The following is a 16,874-nucleotide window of genomic DNA, read 5'->3' on the forward strand; positions in this document are numbered from 1 at the left end:
AAGGAACTCTATGCAACTGGTCAAGACCGAACGAGACACCCTCCTCAGGCCGCTGCAAACGGTCAGCGGCATCGTCGAACGCCGCCATACGTTGCCGATCCTCGCCAACCTGCTGATCACCAAGAACGGCCCGGACGTTTCATTCCTGTCGACCGACCTGGAGCTGCAGATCACCACGCGCGCCGATTTCGGCGTCGGCGGCGACCAGGTAGCCACCACCGTCGCAGCCCGCAAGCTGCTCGACATCCTGCGCGCGATGCCTGACGGCCAGGTCACGCTGTCGCTCGCCGACAAGCGCCTCACCGTTCAATCGGGCAAGAGCCGTTTCGCACTGCAAACCCTGGCGGCCGACGAGTTCCCGACCGTCGCGCAGGCGAAGGATTTCGGCGCCACCCTCACCGTCCCGCAGAAGTCGTTCCGCCAGCTGCTCGGCATGGTGCACTTCGCGATGGCGCAGCAGGACATCCGCTACTACCTGAACGGCATGCTGCTCGTCGTCGACGGCGACCAGCTGATGGCCGTGGCCACCGACGGCCACCGTCTCGCGTTCTCGTCGATGAAGCTCGAAGGCGGCACGTTCGGCCGCCAGGAAGTCATCGTGCCGCGCAAGACGATTCTCGAGCTGCAACGCCTGCTCGAGGACATCGACGACACCGTCACCATCGACATCGCGCAAACCCAGGCCAAGTTCACGTTCGGCCAGGTCGAGCTCGTGTCGAAACTCGTCGAGGGCAAGTTCCCCGACTTCCAGCGCGTGATCCCGAAGGCGCACAAGAACACGTTCGAGATCGGCCGTGAAGAACTGCAGCGTTCGCTGCAGCGCGCGGCAATCCTGACCTCGGACAAATTCAAGGGCGTGCGCTGCATCATCGCACCGGGCCAGCTGAAGATCATGTCGACCAACGCCGATCAGGAAGAGGCGCAGGAAGAACTGGAAATCGCCTACCAGGGCGATACCGTCGACATCGGCTTCAACGTCACGTATCTGCTCGACGTGCTCGCGAACCTGAAGGTCGACACCGTGCAGGTGAGCCTCGGCGACGCCAGCTCGAGCGCACTGATCACCGTGCCCGAGAACGACGAGTTCAAGTATGTCGTGATGCCGATGCGCATCTGACGCGCGCGACATCACGACACACACCAGGGGGCGGCAAGCCCCTTTGGCGTTTTTATGGCGAACCGACAACCTGTCCTTTCGGTGCCTGACCGGCACCGTGGACGGGCCAGGAAACTGGAGCGGCCCGGCGATTTCTCGCTGAAACGCACCGCGCCGCCACTAGAGTGGCCTCGCAGAACCGGAAGATATCCATGAGTGAACAGCACAATTCGCAACCCGATAACAGCAGCTACGGCGCCTCGTCGATCCAGATCCTCGAAGGTCTGGAGGCGGTGCGCAAGCGCCCCGGGATGTACATCGGCGACACGTCGGACGGCACCGGTCTGCATCACCTCGTGTTCGAGGTGCTCGACAACTCGATCGACGAAGCGCTGGCCGGGTACTGCAACGACATCCAGGTGACGATTCACGTCGACAACTCGATTACCGTGACCGACAACGGCCGCGGGATTCCGACCGACGTGAAGATGAACGACAAGCACGAGCCGAAGCGCAGCGCCGCCGAGATCGTGATGACCGAGCTGCACGCCGGCGGCAAGTTCGACCAGAACAGCTACAAGGTGTCCGGCGGCCTGCACGGCGTGGGCGTGTCGTGCGTGAATGCGCTGTCGAGCTGGCTGCGCCTCACCGTGCGCCGCAACGGCAAGAAGCATTTCATGGAGTTCCATCGCGGCATCGCGCAGGACCGCGTGCTCGAGAAGGTGGACGGCGTGGAAGTGTCGCCGATGCTGGTGACCGGCGATACCGAGAACCGCGGCACCGAAGTGCACTTCATGGCCGATCCGACCATTTTCGGCACGGTCGAGTATCACTACGACATCCTCGCGAAGCGCATGCGCGAGCTTTCGTTCCTGAACAACGGCGTGCGGATTCGCCTGACCGATCTGCGCTCGGGCAAGGAAGACGATTTCGCGTTCGCCGGCGGTGTGAAGGGCTTCGTCGAGTACATCAACAAGACGAAGACCAACCTGCATCCGACGGTTTTCCACGCGATCGGCGAGAAGGACGGCGTGGGTGTGGAAGTCGCGATGCAGTGGAACGACAGCTACAACGAGAACGTGCTGTGCTTCACGAACAACATTCCGCAGCGCGACGGCGGCACGCACCTGACCGGCCTGCGGGCCGCGATGACGCGCGTCATCAACAAGTACATCACCGACAACGAAATCGCGAAGAAGGCCAAGGTCGAAACGACCGGCGACGACATGCGCGAAGGGCTGTCGTGCGTGCTTTCCGTGAAGGTGCCGGAGCCGAAGTTCAGCTCGCAGACGAAGGACAAGCTGGTTTCGTCCGAAGTGCGCGCGCCGGTTGAGGAAGTCGTCGCGAAGGCGCTGGAAGAGTTCCTGCTGGAAACGCCGATCGACGCGAAGATCATCTGCGGGAAGATCGTCGAAGCCGCGCGTGCGCGCGATGCTGCACGGAAGGCGCGCGAGATGACGCGCCGCAAGGGCGTGCTCGACGGCGTCGGCCTGCCCGGCAAGCTCGCGGACTGCCAGGAGAAAGACCCGGCGAAGTGCGAAATCTACATCGTCGAGGGCGACTCGGCAGGCGGCTCGGCCAAGCAAGGGCGCGACCGCAAGTTCCAGGCGATCCTGCCGCTGCGCGGCAAGGTGCTGAACGTCGAGAAGGCGCGCTACGACAAGCTGCTGTCGTCGGAGCAGATCGTGACGCTGGTTACTGCGCTCGGGTGCGGGATCGGCAAGGACGATTACAACCTCGACAAGCTGCGCTATCACCGCATCATCATCATGACCGACGCGGACGTCGACGGTGCGCACATCCGGACGCTGCTGCTCACGTTCCTCTATCGCCAAATGCCGGACATGATCGAGCGCGGGTATGTGTATATCGCGCAGCCGCCGCTTTACAAGATCAAGGCGGGCAAGGACGAGCGGTATCTGAAGGACGATGTGGAGCTGAACGCGCATATGCTGCGGTTGGCGCTGCAAGGGTCGGAGCTGGTGCCCGGGGAGAATGCGGCGGCGATTTCCGGCGATGCGCTCGGGGAGCTGGCGCGGTCGTATCTGCTGTCGCAGAGCGTGATCGATCGGTTGAGCCGGTTGTATGACCCGGCGGCGCTCGAGGCGATCATGGACGGGGTGGCGATCGATCTTTCCAACGAGGCTTCGACGGAGGCTTCGGCGAAGGCTCTTCACGCTGCGTTGCATGACGAGGCTTTGAAGAACGAAGTGCGCGTGGTGCCTGCGTATGACGCGGTTCGGGAGCAGCGGTCGCTGCATGTCGAACGTACCCATCACGGGAATGTGCGGGTTTCCGTTATCGATCAGGAGTTCCAGCACACGGCGGATTATCAGCAGCTTGTGGCTACGGCGAATACGTTCACGGGGCTTATTGGGGAAGGGGCTGTTATCAAGCGTGGTGAGCGCAGTATGGCCGTGACGGATTTCAAGAGCGCGATGAAGTGGTTGCTTGCCGATGCCGAGCGGAACGTTTCGAAGCAGCGGTATAAGGGGCTCGGGGAGATGAACCCCGGGCAGCTGTGGGAAACGACGATGGATCCGGCCGTGCGGCGACTCCTGCGCGTTCAGATCGAAGACGCTATTGCTGCGGACGGGATCTTTACTACGCTCATGGGGGATGATGTCGAGCCGCGGAGAGCGTTTATTGAGTCGAATGCGTTGCGGGCGGGGAATATTGACGTTTAATGCTGCCTGCCGTGGGGGGCGCCAGAGCATATACGGCTGGCGCCCAGTTGTGCGGCGGCTTCTTCTGCCAATGCCCTACAGCACCGAGATGTGCACACTTGGTGTTGTTCCCTCACGTCACATTGGTACGGCAACGAGATCCGCTGGATGACACGCTAAGCAACAACATAGCTCTCGATCTGCGCAACAACGGTGCGCAATTGGGTGACAGAATCCCTCCACCGTGTTTCTGAGTAGATGGCCGACTCCGTTGCGCCCCCGGCAAGCAAACGGGCGAGCGGTTTTTTTGCTGCCGGCGACGGGGGCAAGGAAATCTGCGAGTCAACAATCGAGCCGAGGAGCAGAGATTCGTAAGAGTCCTTGTCGCACACTCTCAACTGGCGCGGTTAAACAGGTCCATATCGCCCAGTATTGACGCTACTGCGAGACTACTGTACAAATCCACAGCTTGTGCGATTTGTCGTCAGTGCATCCGGTCGACTTGATGCTGCTGGGTGCGCAAAAGACCACGTGGCTTAAATGGGCCGATCTTGAAAAGAAAAAAGAACGACGCGATGAAGATGCTCCCGTTCCGTTTTGTCGACTTGTTTGCGGGGTTGGGCGGGTTCCATCTCGCCCTTAACCGGCTCGGTGGTGAGTGCGTTTTCGCGGCGGAATGGAAAGAGCCGCTTCGTGATCTTTACCAAGAAAATTTCGGTATGCGGCCCGCAGGCGACATCACTTTGATCTCACCCGACGATGTTCCGAATCACGACGTATTGACGGCCGGGTTCCCTTGCCAACCTTTCTCCAAAGCCGGCGAACAACTCGGCTTCGAGTGTACGCAGCAAGGCAATCTCTTTTTTAATGTTGCCGCGATTCTAAAGGCGAAACGCCCTCACTTCTTTATTCTCGAAAACGTTCCTAATTTGCTTAAGCATGATGAGGGACGTACTTGGACAGAAATTCAAAGGATTCTTGGCTTCGAAAAGGACGGACTGAAATATCACGTCCGTGCAGAGCGACTTTCACCGCATAATTTTGGAATTCCTCAGATTCGTGAGCGAGTGTACATAGTAGGTTCACGTGAATCTCTGGACAATTTCGAATGGCCGGATGTCAGTAACGCGCCAACAAATATTGAATCTGTTTTGGATAATTATCCCGTGAATGCGAAGCAGCTATCTCCACAGGTCGCGGAATGTCTTGATGTCTGGAATGAATTTTTAAGCCTCTGCCCCAAAAATGTGGAACTTCCATCTTTTCCACTTTGGTCGATGGAATGGGGCGCCACTTACCCCTTCGAATCGGGTACACCATATTCCAACTACTTGGAAAAAGGACTAGATGGACTGAAGGGCTACAAAGGAAGTCACGGCATTCGAATTGGTTATCTGCGCGACCTTGATGAACGGTGGGCAGCACTTCCAAGCCATGCACGAAACCACGATTTAGTTTTTCCAAAGTGGAAGCAGGATTTTATTCGCCAAAATAGAGAGTTTTACGAAAAAAATTCTCGATGGATCGATCCCTGGCTTCCGAAAATTCTCCAATTCCCCTCTAGCCTCCAAAAATTCGAATGGAATGCTAAGGGAGGAGAAAGAAATATTTGGAGCTACGTCATCCAGTTTCGTGCATCTGGCGTTCGAGTGAAACGTCGAACGACGGCACCGAGTCTGATCGCAATGACCGACACTCAGGTTCCAATAATCGGCTGGCAGCGACGCTATATGACTCCCCATGAGTGCGCTAGACTACAGAGCTTGGACGAACTAAAGCAGCTTCCGAGGAGCACGACGCAGGCATTCAAAGCCCTCGGGAATGCTGTGAACTCTAGCGTAGTCGAGCACGTTGCACGCGCTCTGCTTTACCCACACAAGGCACGTCAAGGTCAATTGTGGAAGACAGATATGGTTGAATGTCCATAGAAAAACGTTTAAAGTCGATCATAGCAATCAGTGCTCGCTTTCGAATGACAATAATTCAATTGGGCGATATTTCGGGGGGGTAGATTTTGGAAGATTTAGATTTTGATCAAGTTGCAACGCTACTTTCTGAACTGTCTCAGCCGAGTGCGTTGCCCAAACTAGATGGCCGTCGCAATGCTCCGCAACCATTCGACGCAACCGAGATCGAGTTTTCGTCTACCGCTTGGCTGGCGCGCGTGCTTGACGTTGCTGCATGGCTCAACCTCGACTCGACTTTTGCGGAGCAAGAACCGCCGAAGTCCGTTGCGCTACGCCTATTCGATGAATTATCTCCTGGTAAGGCAGAGGCGAGCTTCTACACAGAAGATGGCCATATTTTATTGACTGAGTTAGGAATTCAAACGCTTGAAGAGCGATTGAGTCGAGCGGTAAACAATCGCGCAGCCTTTCTCCAAATGCTCGATGAAGAGCTTTCGATCGCTGCGGCAACCGAAGCGTGGATTGACGCATGGAATGAGGGGCCCGCGACTGAACCGCTCTCGATCAATGCGACTGTCGATAAATGGAGAATTTACGACCTGGCAGGCCGAGCCCAGCAGCAACAGTTGGACTTGAATCCGACGTACCAACGCGATTTCGTTTGGTCGAACTCCGATTCGCAAATGTTGATCGAATCAATTTTGCGAGGAATTCCTCTCCCGTCGATTATTCTAGCCCGGGTCTCAAGCAGCCAACGCTTTCAGATCGTCGATGGAAAACAAAGATTAACGGCTATCTTGCGATTCATGGGTGCCCACCCGGAAGGTCTCGAGAATGCCAAAAACATGAAGAATTATGAACTGTTCGAGAAAAACTTCGGACAGTTTGCTAAGCGCAACAACTTGCGCGCGACGGATATTCGCGAAAAATATCTGCCATTCAAAACAAAGAAATACGCCGACGAAAACGATCCACTAAAATCACTAGGCGGCCGCTATTATTGCGAAATCAGAGACAAGCATGTTCGAATTGCTGGCGAATCCATTACGGTAGCCGATCTATTTGAGCGCGCTTGCGATTACTTCATCCCGGTCCTGATCTACCGCGACACGCAAGTTCGTGACATACACAAGGTGTTCAGGCTCTATAACCAACAGGGTATGAAGCTGAACGCCGAAGAGATTCGCAATGCAGTCTTCAACCATTTGATGATCTCGCGTCTCATGCTGTTCGTGGGTGGCGACCGCCCTGAGCCAGAGATCGCCCCTGAACTTGTCAAAGCCGGGATTAACCCTACATCGGCACATGAAAATATCAAGGCTCTTGGGTTTGGGATAACGCGGTTTCGGCGCACCAAGGTGCTGTTCTGGACGGTGGCCACGCTGATCCTCAAACCGACCCAGGGGCCGGATAGGACTTATCGAACGCCGTCGACCGCGAGCCACATCGACGAATTTTTACGCTCGATCAGCGACAATAGACTCGCACAGTTCCGCGCAAAAGCGACTCTCGAGAATCTTGCGAATGACCTTATTGCCGCACTTGATCTGCATCAAGTCGTTTCAGACGCATGGCACCCGAAATTCCGTCGTAAGGGCAAGAGTGAAATGGCATCGCGATGGGAAGAGTTGCCCGTAGTCGCAAGTCTGCTCGCGTGCCTTGTGCTCGTGATTACGGGACAAGAGGGAAGGCTTGAAGAGCGTATCGACGACGTACGGGACCTGACATCGAAGATGATCGGGCCCGGAAGTACACAAAACAAGACGCAATGGGCGCACATTGCTAAGGCGTCAACAAACATCCTTGAAGTGCTCGGCCTCAACATCTCTGATGCCGACTCAGCAGTGAAAGACCGCTACGGTGACAGCGCGATCGAGGCCCTGCTCGAGATCCGCAAGCTTCCAATTAATTGAAATGGGTTCCGGTAAAATCAACATCGGCCCGGCTGCAATCGTTCCCCTGAGCGATTCGATGGCCGAAGCCGACAGGACGCAAGTAAGCGGTGGTGTTTGGTGGACGCGCTACTGCGCGAGCGTAGAGGGACGGCTGTCGCGCACCGCGTTATCCGTGCTTGAGGCAGATGCTCAATACATCATCGAGAAAGCTCTTCCGCATAATGATGAAGGGCTGGACACGTCCGCTTGGCCTGAATCTCGGGTCCGCACTGGTATGGTGGTCGGTTCTGTTCAATCCGGCAAAACAGCGAGCATGCTCGGTGTTGCAGCCAAGGCGCTCGACACCGGCGTCGATCTCCTTATTCTGCTCGCCGGGACGCGCGTCAGTCTTTGGCTACAAACTTATGAGCGATTCTTGACGCAGTTGGACGGTTCGACCGCCGACAACGCTTATCAACGCCGAAATGAACGGCTAATTCTTCCGCAGCCAGCTGACATTCTTCATGAGCAGCGTGCCGATCCCACGCGTTACCTGCAACGACCACTCGCGCGCCAGGCACTGCGCGCCGGTCGACCGATCATTTGTATCGTGCCGAAGGAAGATGATCACCTGCTTGCGTTGCGTCGTTTTCTTGCCGACATGGTCACCGACGACTATCTCGCCGCGCGCGACCACTCATACTCGATCTTGCTGCTTGACGACGAGGCAGACGACGCGAGCGTGCTAGACAGCGCACGATCACAAAAGATTACACCGCGTCTAATTACAGCTCTTTGGAGCGGTGACCCTGACGAGGCATCGACCCGCCACGCCAAGATGCTCGCGACCTATGTCGCATATACGGCGACGCCGCAGGCAAACTATCTACAAGCGACTCACAATCCGTTAAGCCCAAGAGACTTCAACGCGGCCCTTCGTACGCCCGGCATGACTGGATCCGTGTTGCCTCGTTCAACAACCTATACCGAATCCACTGGCGTTCGCTCCTACTATTGCGGTGGCGAAATCTTCTACGAACGGCTTCGGTTAGCGAAAGACGGCGCTCTCTGCCGGACATCACCATTCCCAGAACTTCGACCGCGCGAAACAGCGACCGAACTCAACGAACGACGGGAAACGCAACGCTGGACCATGCTATCCGATGCCCTACGATGCTTCTTCGTCGGCGCTGCGGTGCGTAGCCTTAGCAAGGGCTGGGCAAATGCCTTCGACCACGGCCTCGTTTATCCAACGGTAGAGATGGCACGTGCCGCCGCGTGCGGTCCTAACACCATGCTCATTCATCCTTCTGCAAGGAAAGAGGATCATTTCAGCACTGCAATTGATGTCGTGCGATGGGCGTCCGCGAAACCGGGCTGCGAAGCGCAGGTCCAAGTGGACGATGAAGCGGAATGTCTGCAGATCTCAGCAGAGGGCCTGACTCGACGGCTCGACTTAGAAGAGTCAGAGTGGTCGGCATGGCTAACGCGATTCGAGACTTCGCGAATGGCTCTCGCGACATTACCGCAAGCGCCATACGCTCCCATTTCTCCTGCCGATTGGCCTGCCGTGCGCGAAGTGCTCGTTTCGCGAATCTTTCCAAACGTAAGACTACGCGTTTTAAACAGCGACCCGGACGCGGATGACCGGCCGCGCTTTGAGGTTGCTCAGGACGAAGACGGTTTTCGTATTCCCGAGGACAGCCTTTCCATCTTTGTAGCTGGCAATGTACTTTCACGCGGTCTGACGCTGGAGGGCCTTACCACCAGCCTGTTTCTGCGCGGGGCTGCCGAGCCAGCCGCCGACACTCAAATGCAGATGCAACGCTGGTTTGGGTACCGTGGCAGCTTCTTGCCGTTTTGTCGAGTCTTTACGTATGACGATCAACTGCAACTCTTTAGGCGCTACCACGTCAACGATAATGCACTGAAAACTGAGATCATTTCCTCGATGGACGGTAACGAGGGAGCCAATGGTCCAGCCCTGGTTCTGCAGGGGTCGTCGTTTGTAGCGACAAGCAAGGTCGAGGCCCGAAAGGTTCCACTTTCGCCTGGTCCGCGCCCATCCATCAGATTGGTAGAGACCGAAGATGAAGTTCTAGCAAAGCACAATATCGACGTCGCTGTAAAGCTTTTGGATGACGGCGAATGGGTGCCACTAAAAGACGACAACAGCCTCCAACGTGGGCTCATTCGATCGGCGCCTGTTAGCCTTCGAAAGCTCGCCGAAATTCTCGATACGCTACGCTACTCACATCACGACCCCACCCTTAGTGATGAACTTAGCCAACGCTGGGAGCACTACGCTCAGTTACTCAACATCGGCGCCCCATTGTTCACTCCGCCGATGCGCAATCCTCAAGACTACGGCACCGAGCCGCAGTCATGTCCATACTCGATCGCGGCGTACTTGAGGCTGTGGTCTTACTTGGCCAGCGGCGGTTCGGCGCCTGGATTCTATCCAACGGATCGCCCGGAAGTACCCTGGAACTATTCCGATGCGACGCACCCGGATACGCTACAGTTTTACCTTGCATTTCGCTATGGACAAAGTCCGGCCCGCGACCCACGCCTCGCGGCAAGAGGCATCAATGCAGTGACGCGCGAAAAAAACGCAAATGGTCGTGCACTCCAAACTCTTTGGGGTACTCGGGGCTATGGCGGAAGCTATTACGGTGACGAACTTGTGGACTATTACTTCCATCGAACGCTTCCAGTCCCAAGCATTCAAGGAGGTGCCAGTTGGAGGCCACGTGGCCACCCAGGGCTCGCGTTGTTTCATGTAGTCAGCGCGCCTGAATCGCCGAACGATTTGCTCGCAGTCGGGCTAGGAATACCTCACGGCGGTCCGGATCATATTGCCGCACTACGGATATGAATGACATTCACTTCGAAGCACTACGTGCAGATCTTGATCACCTAAGCGTTCCTCAAGGACATGTTCGCCATATGCGCTGGCTAGTCCCCCCGTTGGCAATAGGTCGGACAGCCTCGGGTGATTTTGAGGTTTTTATACGCGGATCCGAGATCCACGCGGCGTCGCCATTGGTGAGGCGGCACCTACAACATGGGGAATGGCGTCCTGAAGAAGGGGGCACGCCGTTTTCAGCGAACAGGATCGTATTGCCTTCAGCTCATCATTTCGCCTCAATCGCAGCATTGATCGCTATCGAACTGATGCGCGCTGGCATTGGGAGTCCGCGAGGCATCCAGAGCGCATTCAATGATGTGGAACCGATCATTGAAATGGCAATTCGTCGAGGCGCATTGTCCGAAAATGTCATCACTGGCCTAATCGGTGAACTGAGCGTATTGCGGCAACTGATACTGGTTGGGGCAACTCGGCCCAATTCGATGCTCCGCTGCCTAAATTTTTGGTATGGATGGGAGGAAGGCGGCCGGGACTTCCGTCTCGGCGACCATTCTATCGAGGTAAAAACTACACGATCGGACGGATCCATTCATCAATTTAGCGGTCTGCATCAACTAGAACCGACGCTGCTACCGTCTGGTGCGACGGAGCAGTTGAACCTCATGAGCTTTGGGCTTACTGCCTCTTCCTCGATGGGCGAAACTTTGCCATCTATTGTTAGTAGTATCGTTACGTTACTTTCCTCTACAAGAGATGGTTCGGACATCGCGCCTGAATTTTTGCGTCGAGTGTCACTGTACGGACGTCAGTCGGGCGACGGGTACGTGCACGAGACAATGCGTGAATGGGCCGCCTACGGTACCCGGTATACGCATACGTTTGTACCACGCCTCTATCGCATAGATGATCCTGCAATGCGCTTGCTCCATCGGGATTTGCTCGCCGATACATTCGTGCAAACGCAAGGACTGTCCTTCACTGTACACTTCCCGGATCAGGTATCGGCTTTCAATCCCGTGCCGAACTGGGAGGCTGAACTGCATCGTATGATTGAGCATTGTTATGTCGCATGATATCGATAACGTGCAGCCCAACTGGTAGATATTTCTGCCCATGCCCCGAAGCGCTGGATGCCACGTGGTGTTGCCACTCGCCAGCGCAATCGTAATTGGAAGTGGCAATCTCACATTGCAGCTTACGTTGCCCACAGTTGACGGTTCATCGAATAGCTGGGCGAGCAAGGTGTTAAGCACAACCCGCGACCAGTTGTCGAAGTGTACGGAAAGTATCGGTTAGGCTCGATTGGCCTGATGGACACGCAACTACTGCCACAAAATAATGAGATAAGATACAAGCTCCGGCGAACGGTGAAACGCAATGAGCATCCAAGATATAAAAGATCCAGCGGCCATCCGAGCAGCGATGAACGAATACGATCGTGTCGGCCGCACCTACTTTCTCGAAAAATACGGCTTCGCCAAATCACGCAACTACATGCTGCGTGACTCCGAGACCGGCCGCTTATACGATTCGACGTCCATTGTTGGCGCTGCCTATAGCTACGCATTCCCCGAACGCGCTTCGTTGAGTTCGAGCGACATCAGTGAAGGGGAGGTTGTTGTAGAAAATTTGCTTACTGAACTCGGTTTCGAAGTCGTTCGGATCGGTCAAGACTGGAGTCGGGAAGAAGTTGAGGCCACGGTTCAAGATTACTTTCAGATGTTAAACCTCGAGGCCCATAGGCAAGAATTTAGCAAATCAGCACACAACGAGCAATTAAGAAAAAAACTAACGGCGCGCAGCAAAGGATCGATTGATCTTAAGCACAACAACATTTCCGCCATCCTTGATCAACTCGGACTCCCTTATATTATCGGCTACAAACCCAGATCACATTTTCAGGGGCTGCTTCGAGAAGTCGTCATTTCCTATATTGAACGAGAGCAAAATTTTATACAAACTATCATCGATGCAATTGAAGAGAGAACCGATCCTGGAAATATAGATTATGTTTGTGTTTTAGTCGATCGACCCACACCTTTAGCCCCAACCACCACAAAGCATCGGGAGCGCATACCTCGGAAGATGGACTACGCGGCCCGTGACGAGCGAAACCGAATCCTTGGGCGCAACGGTGAGGCCTGGGTGATTGGGTATGAAAAATCTCGATTGATCAAAGAGTTGCGCCCCGATCTAGCGACTAAAATTGATTGGATTTCTGACCGAAGTGGCGATGGTGCTGGCTACGACATCATGTCTTATGAAACGAACGAGTCGAGTCGTTTTATTGAGGTCAAGACTACAAACGGTGGCTCGTTGACCCCCTTCATCATCAGTCAAAATGAGTTAGATTTCTCAGAAGAAGCAGAAGATGCCTTTTATCTTTACAGAATATTTAACTTCTCAAAATCACCGAGACTATTCATTCTGCACGGCGCACTCAGTCACCACTTGCATCTAGAAGCGATCGATTATCGAGCCCGACTAAAAAACTTTTCACGGTAGCAGACATATTATCAATACATAAATCAGGAAAATAAATGCTTGATTTTTTACTGAGAAACGAGGATAGCATAATAATTGGGGTTTTCTTCATGTTGATTGGCTTTCCAGTTGGAGTGCTGTTCAGTCGTCTACTTGGAAAGCACGAAGCAACTCCTGCTCCAAGCGTTCGCATAGGAGCGGTGATCGAGGTTCCCGTGCCACTTCCGGGTTACACTCGGCGACAGATTAGATCATCCGCGAACGATAGCGATTCGATGGCGCTTGGTTATATCGTGATAGCCGTGCTCTGCTTTGGGTTTGTATATTGGCACGAGCAGGTTCTATTGGCTGCGGTGTCATTCGTGTGCTTCTCGGTCGGGTTGTTCTTCGGTACAACTCTTTATGCTTATAAGATCGACGCCATTGACGGCAGCGGATGGACGTTATACCTGTTGTTCACATGCGGCATCGGTGTGCTCTCCTTCGTCTTGATCGATTCCGCGACGCGCCCGACCTATGCACCTCAAGCTTTCGAATCGTACCAAGAGGTGTTGAGGACCAGTCGGCTTGGTGCGTTCTTGCAATGGGCCGGCTTACGTAATTTGACCTGGCTTGTAACGCACGTTGCAGGGGTCTTTATCCTCTTCTATGTTCAAGTGCGCTTGGTACTCTCGCTAGTACACTACCTCGCTATGCTTCGTTTAGCGACGTCCACATCCGGCCCGATCGTCCGATGGTTCGCCGTATCGACAAGAAAATATAAAAATCCTATAAAAAATTGCTTCACTTTGACGTCGCTCGGCATCGTTTCGTTTCTTCTCATCAACGGATATGCGTTTGTTTGGTATGAGCAGTTACTTCAAACAACGCGGACGCTTTAACGTCATTTTCCCTATGACAAGGCCCGGTTTAGTAAGGGTTGCCATTACTCTTGCTGAGGTCCAAAGCAGGACTCCGTGCAGGATCAGGGTCACACGGAGTACTAGTACTAGCTTGCGGTTCCGCCACCACCAGCCTTCAGATATTCATTCCTCAGCCTCTCGCGATAACGAGCATCCCTCGTTCGTATCACATCGATCCATTCCGCCCACTCCTCCTCACTCAGATAGGCGTGGGTGGATGGTCGCCGTCCATCAACAAAGGCATCCTGCTCAGCCAGACTCAGCCTCTCCCAATACCGATCCCACACATTCTCATACCAATACTGCGCATCGCCCTGCAGGTTGTATATCAACGACCCGAGTTCGTACCAGGCAAGCCATGGCGGTGGCGGATTGAATCCGGCTGCCGAAACTGAGCGGACAAGCTCGACATCGTTCGTCAGCAAACTGACCTGCTTCCCAGAGTAGCGATCGACACCGGAAAAGAACGCATGAATCGACCCGTCTCGGGCGAACTGGTGTGGCCCCACTCGCACCCTGCCAGCGGCCACAAGATTGACGTAGACCGGGAACTGCTCGACGTCGACATCCTGCGTCACGCAGAATGCTTTGACGCCAAGCCCTCCCATCCATACCGCCCCGGGATAGTCCGGAAACGACTCCGATTGAAGTGTCTCCGGCGTTCCTGCGAACGTCTTGCGCAAGTACGTCAGATCCGCCTCGAAAAGCTCCTCAATTGCCATCTGTTGCTGCTCGAACAGCTCTCGCGACGCACGCCTGCTCTGGCGCCCATCCATGAAGTCGGCAAACATTCTCTTCAAGCTCGACACATCAACTCCCGTCATTTGTCGACGATCTCGTCAGCAGCAAGCCCGCCTCCTAAATACCCAATGGACCCGAAAACCAGGCCACCGACAAGTCCCGTGATCACTGCACCTGGTCCAGTCTCAATGCCGACCAGCGCTCCGGCTGCTGCGCCCATCTTCCAGCCGGCAATAGCACCACCCCAGCCGCCCATCTGACGAATCACCTCTTTCTCAATTGGCTTCACGGACTTCGCCTTGAACGACTCGTTTGTAGCAACGGAAAGATCGTACGCTGTGAATCCGATTCCAATGACTTGAACCACACGTGCAAACTTGACCAGACCGAGTGTGACAGCCAGTCCGCGCGTGGTGTAAATCCCGGACGGCGGAATCATCGGATTCGGCTTGACGAGCACCTCCTTGTCGAGCCCTTCCGCATAACTCTTGATACGGGCAATCCTGTTTTTCAGGTGAGGGTACTCCGTCGCGTATCTATCCAACGCAAGCCTGATCTCCTGCGTCGTTACAAGCTTGGCGCCTGCACGCTTGGCTTGCGCGATGTCGACGTAAAGCACCTTGCCCTTGAATCGCTCAGCTCCACCGGGAAAGTCACTGCTAGTGGAAATGTAGCTCGTCAGCTTGTCGTAGCCCATCACGTGCTCGGCGATACTCGCGCTCGAACCCGGCCCCTTTGGCCACAACCCGTATTTTTCCGGGTGCACTTCCCGCATCGCCTCGAGCGGCCCCAAGTGAAGTGACTGCAAGTACGGATCGTGAATGGTCGTGTAGCAGCGTCGAACGAGAAACCCGTCTTTGCCCGGCTCGTCTACCACCACAAGCACGAACACGCGCGCGGGCATCAAATGCCCGAGGACGTCATATTGTGATCCCGATCGATCGTTTGTCGGCGCTCGATAAATGTAATCGCTCATCGCTCCCACCTTTCCAGAGCTTGAACGCCTACCGCGATGTCGAGCTGTTGAGGGGTGTCTGTATAGACGCGAGAACAGTACCCCTGGCTATCGGTTAGCCCTTTGTACGTGGCACCGGTTGCGGAACGAATGTGATACGGCACGCCGGATATTGGATTTCCAGCACGATCCACAACTCGCACCTGCTCGTCGTACGATTCGCGACGGCTCTTCGGGAGCGGATTTCCTGCGGGGCCGAAGCCCATCTCGGCGAGTTCGCCTGATGTGAAGTCCAGAGAAGCAGTATCTTGAGATGCCCGCATCACTGGGCGGGGATGGCAGCGGCAAGCACACAGATCACCATCTAGCGCAGCGCGCTTGCCCATGATTGAGTCCGGCCGTCGTGGCCCGTGACCGACGATGACGCCAATCGAGTCGCACGCCGAGCAGTAAACTTCGGCCCCCAGAAACGTCACCGGCGTACCGTGATGCATGAAGAAGTCCATGCCCTCCAGGACGATCCCGCCGTTAGACGAACGGTCTCCTTTCTTGAGATAGAACCGTTTCATTCTTCTTCGCCTTATTTTATTAGGTATGCGAAGTCATATCATGCAGATCATCACAAAACTATTGGACAGGTACGAAACCCTATCTCCGGCCGGCGCAGATCAACTCGCCACATCTACCAATTGGCCAATCCGCACATCACGGTGATTTATGAGATGCGACAGACACTACACTGTCCATACACACTGACTGACGTATCCACCTCGCACCTCTTCGACTGTTCCATTACACCTATGGCTTTTTCGAATCGACTCGCAACCTTTCGCAAGCAGAGAGGGTTCACCCAACAGCAACTGGCCGATCGCGCGAAGGTTCATATGGTGCAGATCAATCGATATGAAGCCGGGCTGACACGTCCGAATCTCGACGTGATGAAACGCCTCGCAATCGCTCTGTGTGTAAGCACCGATTCGTTGCTGTTTGATTCGAGCGAGCTTCGACTGGACGAGGACTTTCGCCCGATTTTTGAAGGCTTACGAGCACTCGGCCCCGACGACAAGCTCGTCGCCAAATCGGTACTTGAGGCGCTGCTTCTCAAGCATCGAATGTCTGTCGGCGGTCCCGTCGCACCAGCGGTGGGGAAGATCGTTTCTCTCTGAAACGCGAATCCAATGAAAGACTGAAGAGAGCAAAGCAGTAAAAGCGCGGGCCGCATGGGCTGCCACCCATACGACCCGCTGACCACCACCAACTCATACGAGGAGTCGGAAATGGCTGACGCCAATAGTAAGACACGTCGCAGGAAGAACAAACCGGTCGATATGAAAAAGACGTTTGAGCTGGTCCTCCGCAACTACCCGGACCTTCCCA

Annotated in this window: 12 protein-coding genes; 9 read left to right on the forward strand and 3 right to left on the reverse strand. The window is 55.1% G+C overall.

Annotation, left to right across the window (positions count from 1 at the left end):
• Positions 1 to 10 precede the first annotated feature (10 nt).
• The 8 genes from dnaN to ACNQQL_RS27580 all read left to right on the forward strand — a co-directional run bounded on the left by dnaN (position 11) and on the right by ACNQQL_RS27580 (position 13,780).
• A complete protein-coding gene (gene dnaN / locus ACNQQL_RS27545; protein WP_006756934.1) occupies positions 11 to 1,117 on the forward strand; it encodes a DNA polymerase III subunit beta in 1,107 nt (368 codons plus the stop codon).
• Between the two features lie 191 nt (positions 1,118 to 1,308).
• The gene (gyrB, locus tag ACNQQL_RS27550; protein ID WP_347067089.1) at positions 1,309 to 3,783 is read left to right on the forward strand and encodes a DNA topoisomerase (ATP-hydrolyzing) subunit B; all 2,475 of its coding nucleotides are present in this window, start codon (positions 1,309 to 1,311) and stop codon (positions 3,781 to 3,783) included.
• 554 nt (positions 3,784 to 4,337) lie between these two features.
• Positions 4,338 to 5,690 (forward strand): DNA (cytosine-5-)-methyltransferase, encoded by a 1,353-nt coding sequence (dcm, locus tag ACNQQL_RS27555; RefSeq protein ID WP_347067091.1) that lies wholly within the window; start codon positions 4,338 to 4,340, stop codon positions 5,688 to 5,690.
• An 86-nt stretch (positions 5,691 to 5,776) separates the two neighbouring features.
• The gene (locus ACNQQL_RS27560; RefSeq protein ID WP_347067094.1) at positions 5,777 to 7,582 is read left to right on the forward strand and encodes a DUF262 domain-containing protein; all 1,806 of its coding nucleotides are present in this window, start codon (positions 5,777 to 5,779) and stop codon (positions 7,580 to 7,582) included.
• A 1-nt stretch (position 7,583) separates the two neighbouring features.
• Entirely contained in the window at positions 7,584 to 10,421 is a 2,838-nt protein-coding gene (locus ACNQQL_RS27565; protein ID WP_347067096.1) for a Z1 domain-containing protein, read from the forward strand.
• Positions 10,418 to 11,488, forward strand: a complete 1,071-nt coding sequence (locus tag ACNQQL_RS27570; protein WP_347067098.1) for a PD-(D/E)XK motif protein — start codon at positions 10,418 to 10,420, stop codon at positions 11,486 to 11,488. Before ACNQQL_RS27565 ends, ACNQQL_RS27570 begins: the two co-directional genes overlap by 4 nt.
• Before the next feature lie 304 nt (positions 11,489 to 11,792).
• Complete coding sequence (locus ACNQQL_RS27575; RefSeq protein ID WP_347067100.1) at positions 11,793 to 12,920, forward strand: DUF3883 domain-containing protein; 1,128 nt, start codon at positions 11,793 to 11,795, stop codon at positions 12,918 to 12,920.
• A gap of 35 nt (positions 12,921 to 12,955) precedes the next feature.
• A complete protein-coding gene (locus tag ACNQQL_RS27580; protein WP_347067102.1) occupies positions 12,956 to 13,780 on the forward strand; it encodes a hypothetical protein in 825 nt (274 codons plus the stop codon).
• Between the two features lie 107 nt (positions 13,781 to 13,887).
• Here the strand turns inward: ACNQQL_RS27580 and ACNQQL_RS27585 are convergent, their stop codons facing one another.
• From ACNQQL_RS27585 to ACNQQL_RS27595, 3 genes are read right to left on the reverse strand one after another with little or no spacing between them, the layout of a single operon-like run.
• Entirely contained in the window at positions 13,888 to 14,625 is a 738-nt protein-coding gene (locus tag ACNQQL_RS27585) for a hypothetical protein (RefSeq protein ID WP_347067104.1), read from the reverse strand.
• The gene (locus ACNQQL_RS27590; protein WP_347067106.1) at positions 14,622 to 15,518 is read right to left on the reverse strand and encodes a glycine zipper family protein; all 897 of its coding nucleotides are present in this window, start codon (positions 15,516 to 15,518) and stop codon (positions 14,622 to 14,624) included. The genes ACNQQL_RS27585 and ACNQQL_RS27590 overlap by 4 nt, the downstream gene beginning before the upstream one ends.
• Positions 15,515 to 16,066: a PAAR domain-containing protein gene (locus ACNQQL_RS27595; RefSeq protein WP_347067108.1), complete on the reverse strand. Its 552-nt coding sequence runs from the start codon at positions 16,064 to 16,066 to the stop codon at positions 15,515 to 15,517. Before ACNQQL_RS27595 ends, ACNQQL_RS27590 begins: the two co-directional genes overlap by 4 nt.
• Before the next feature lie 231 nt (positions 16,067 to 16,297).
• On the opposite strand from ACNQQL_RS27595, the gene ACNQQL_RS27600 reads away from it, so the two are divergent.
• Positions 16,298 to 16,663 carry an RstR family transcriptional repressor gene (locus tag ACNQQL_RS27600; protein ID WP_072437647.1) on the forward strand — a complete coding sequence of 122 codons (366 nt, stop codon included), beginning with the start codon at positions 16,298 to 16,300 and terminating at the stop codon, positions 16,661 to 16,663.
• Positions 16,664 to 16,874: the final 211 nt, after the last annotated feature.

Origin of the sequence: Burkholderia sp. LFS061 (genome assembly GCF_047978125.1) — a bacterium.
Taxonomy (GTDB): domain Bacteria; phylum Pseudomonadota; class Gammaproteobacteria; order Burkholderiales; family Burkholderiaceae; genus Burkholderia; species Burkholderia pyrrocinia_C.

Coding starts and splice junctions, on each gene's coding strand:
- ACNQQL_RS27565 (WP_347067096.1), top strand. CDS start 7,584: ATGGGTTCCGGTAAAATCAACATCGGCCCGGCTGCAATCGTTCCCCTG.
- dnaN (WP_006756934.1), top strand. CDS start 11: ATGCAACTGGTCAAGACCGAACGAGACACCCTCCTCAGGCCGCTGCAA.
- gyrB (WP_347067089.1), top strand. CDS start 1,309: ATGAGTGAACAGCACAATTCGCAACCCGATAACAGCAGCTACGGCGCC.
- ACNQQL_RS27600 (WP_072437647.1), top strand. CDS start 16,298: ATGGCTTTTTCGAATCGACTCGCAACCTTTCGCAAGCAGAGAGGGTTC.
- ACNQQL_RS27580 (WP_347067102.1), top strand. CDS start 12,956: ATGCTTGATTTTTTACTGAGAAACGAGGATAGCATAATAATTGGGGTT.
- ACNQQL_RS27595 (WP_347067108.1), bottom strand. CDS start 16,066: ATGAAACGGTTCTATCTCAAGAAAGGAGACCGTTCGTCTAACGGCGGG.
- ACNQQL_RS27575 (WP_347067100.1), top strand. CDS start 11,793: ATGAGCATCCAAGATATAAAAGATCCAGCGGCCATCCGAGCAGCGATG.
- ACNQQL_RS27585 (WP_347067104.1), bottom strand. CDS start 14,625: ATGACGGGAGTTGATGTGTCGAGCTTGAAGAGAATGTTTGCCGACTTC.
- dcm (WP_347067091.1), top strand. CDS start 4,338: ATGAAGATGCTCCCGTTCCGTTTTGTCGACTTGTTTGCGGGGTTGGGC.
- ACNQQL_RS27570 (WP_347067098.1), top strand. CDS start 10,418: ATGAATGACATTCACTTCGAAGCACTACGTGCAGATCTTGATCACCTA.
- ACNQQL_RS27590 (WP_347067106.1), bottom strand. CDS start 15,518: ATGAGCGATTACATTTATCGAGCGCCGACAAACGATCGATCGGGATCA.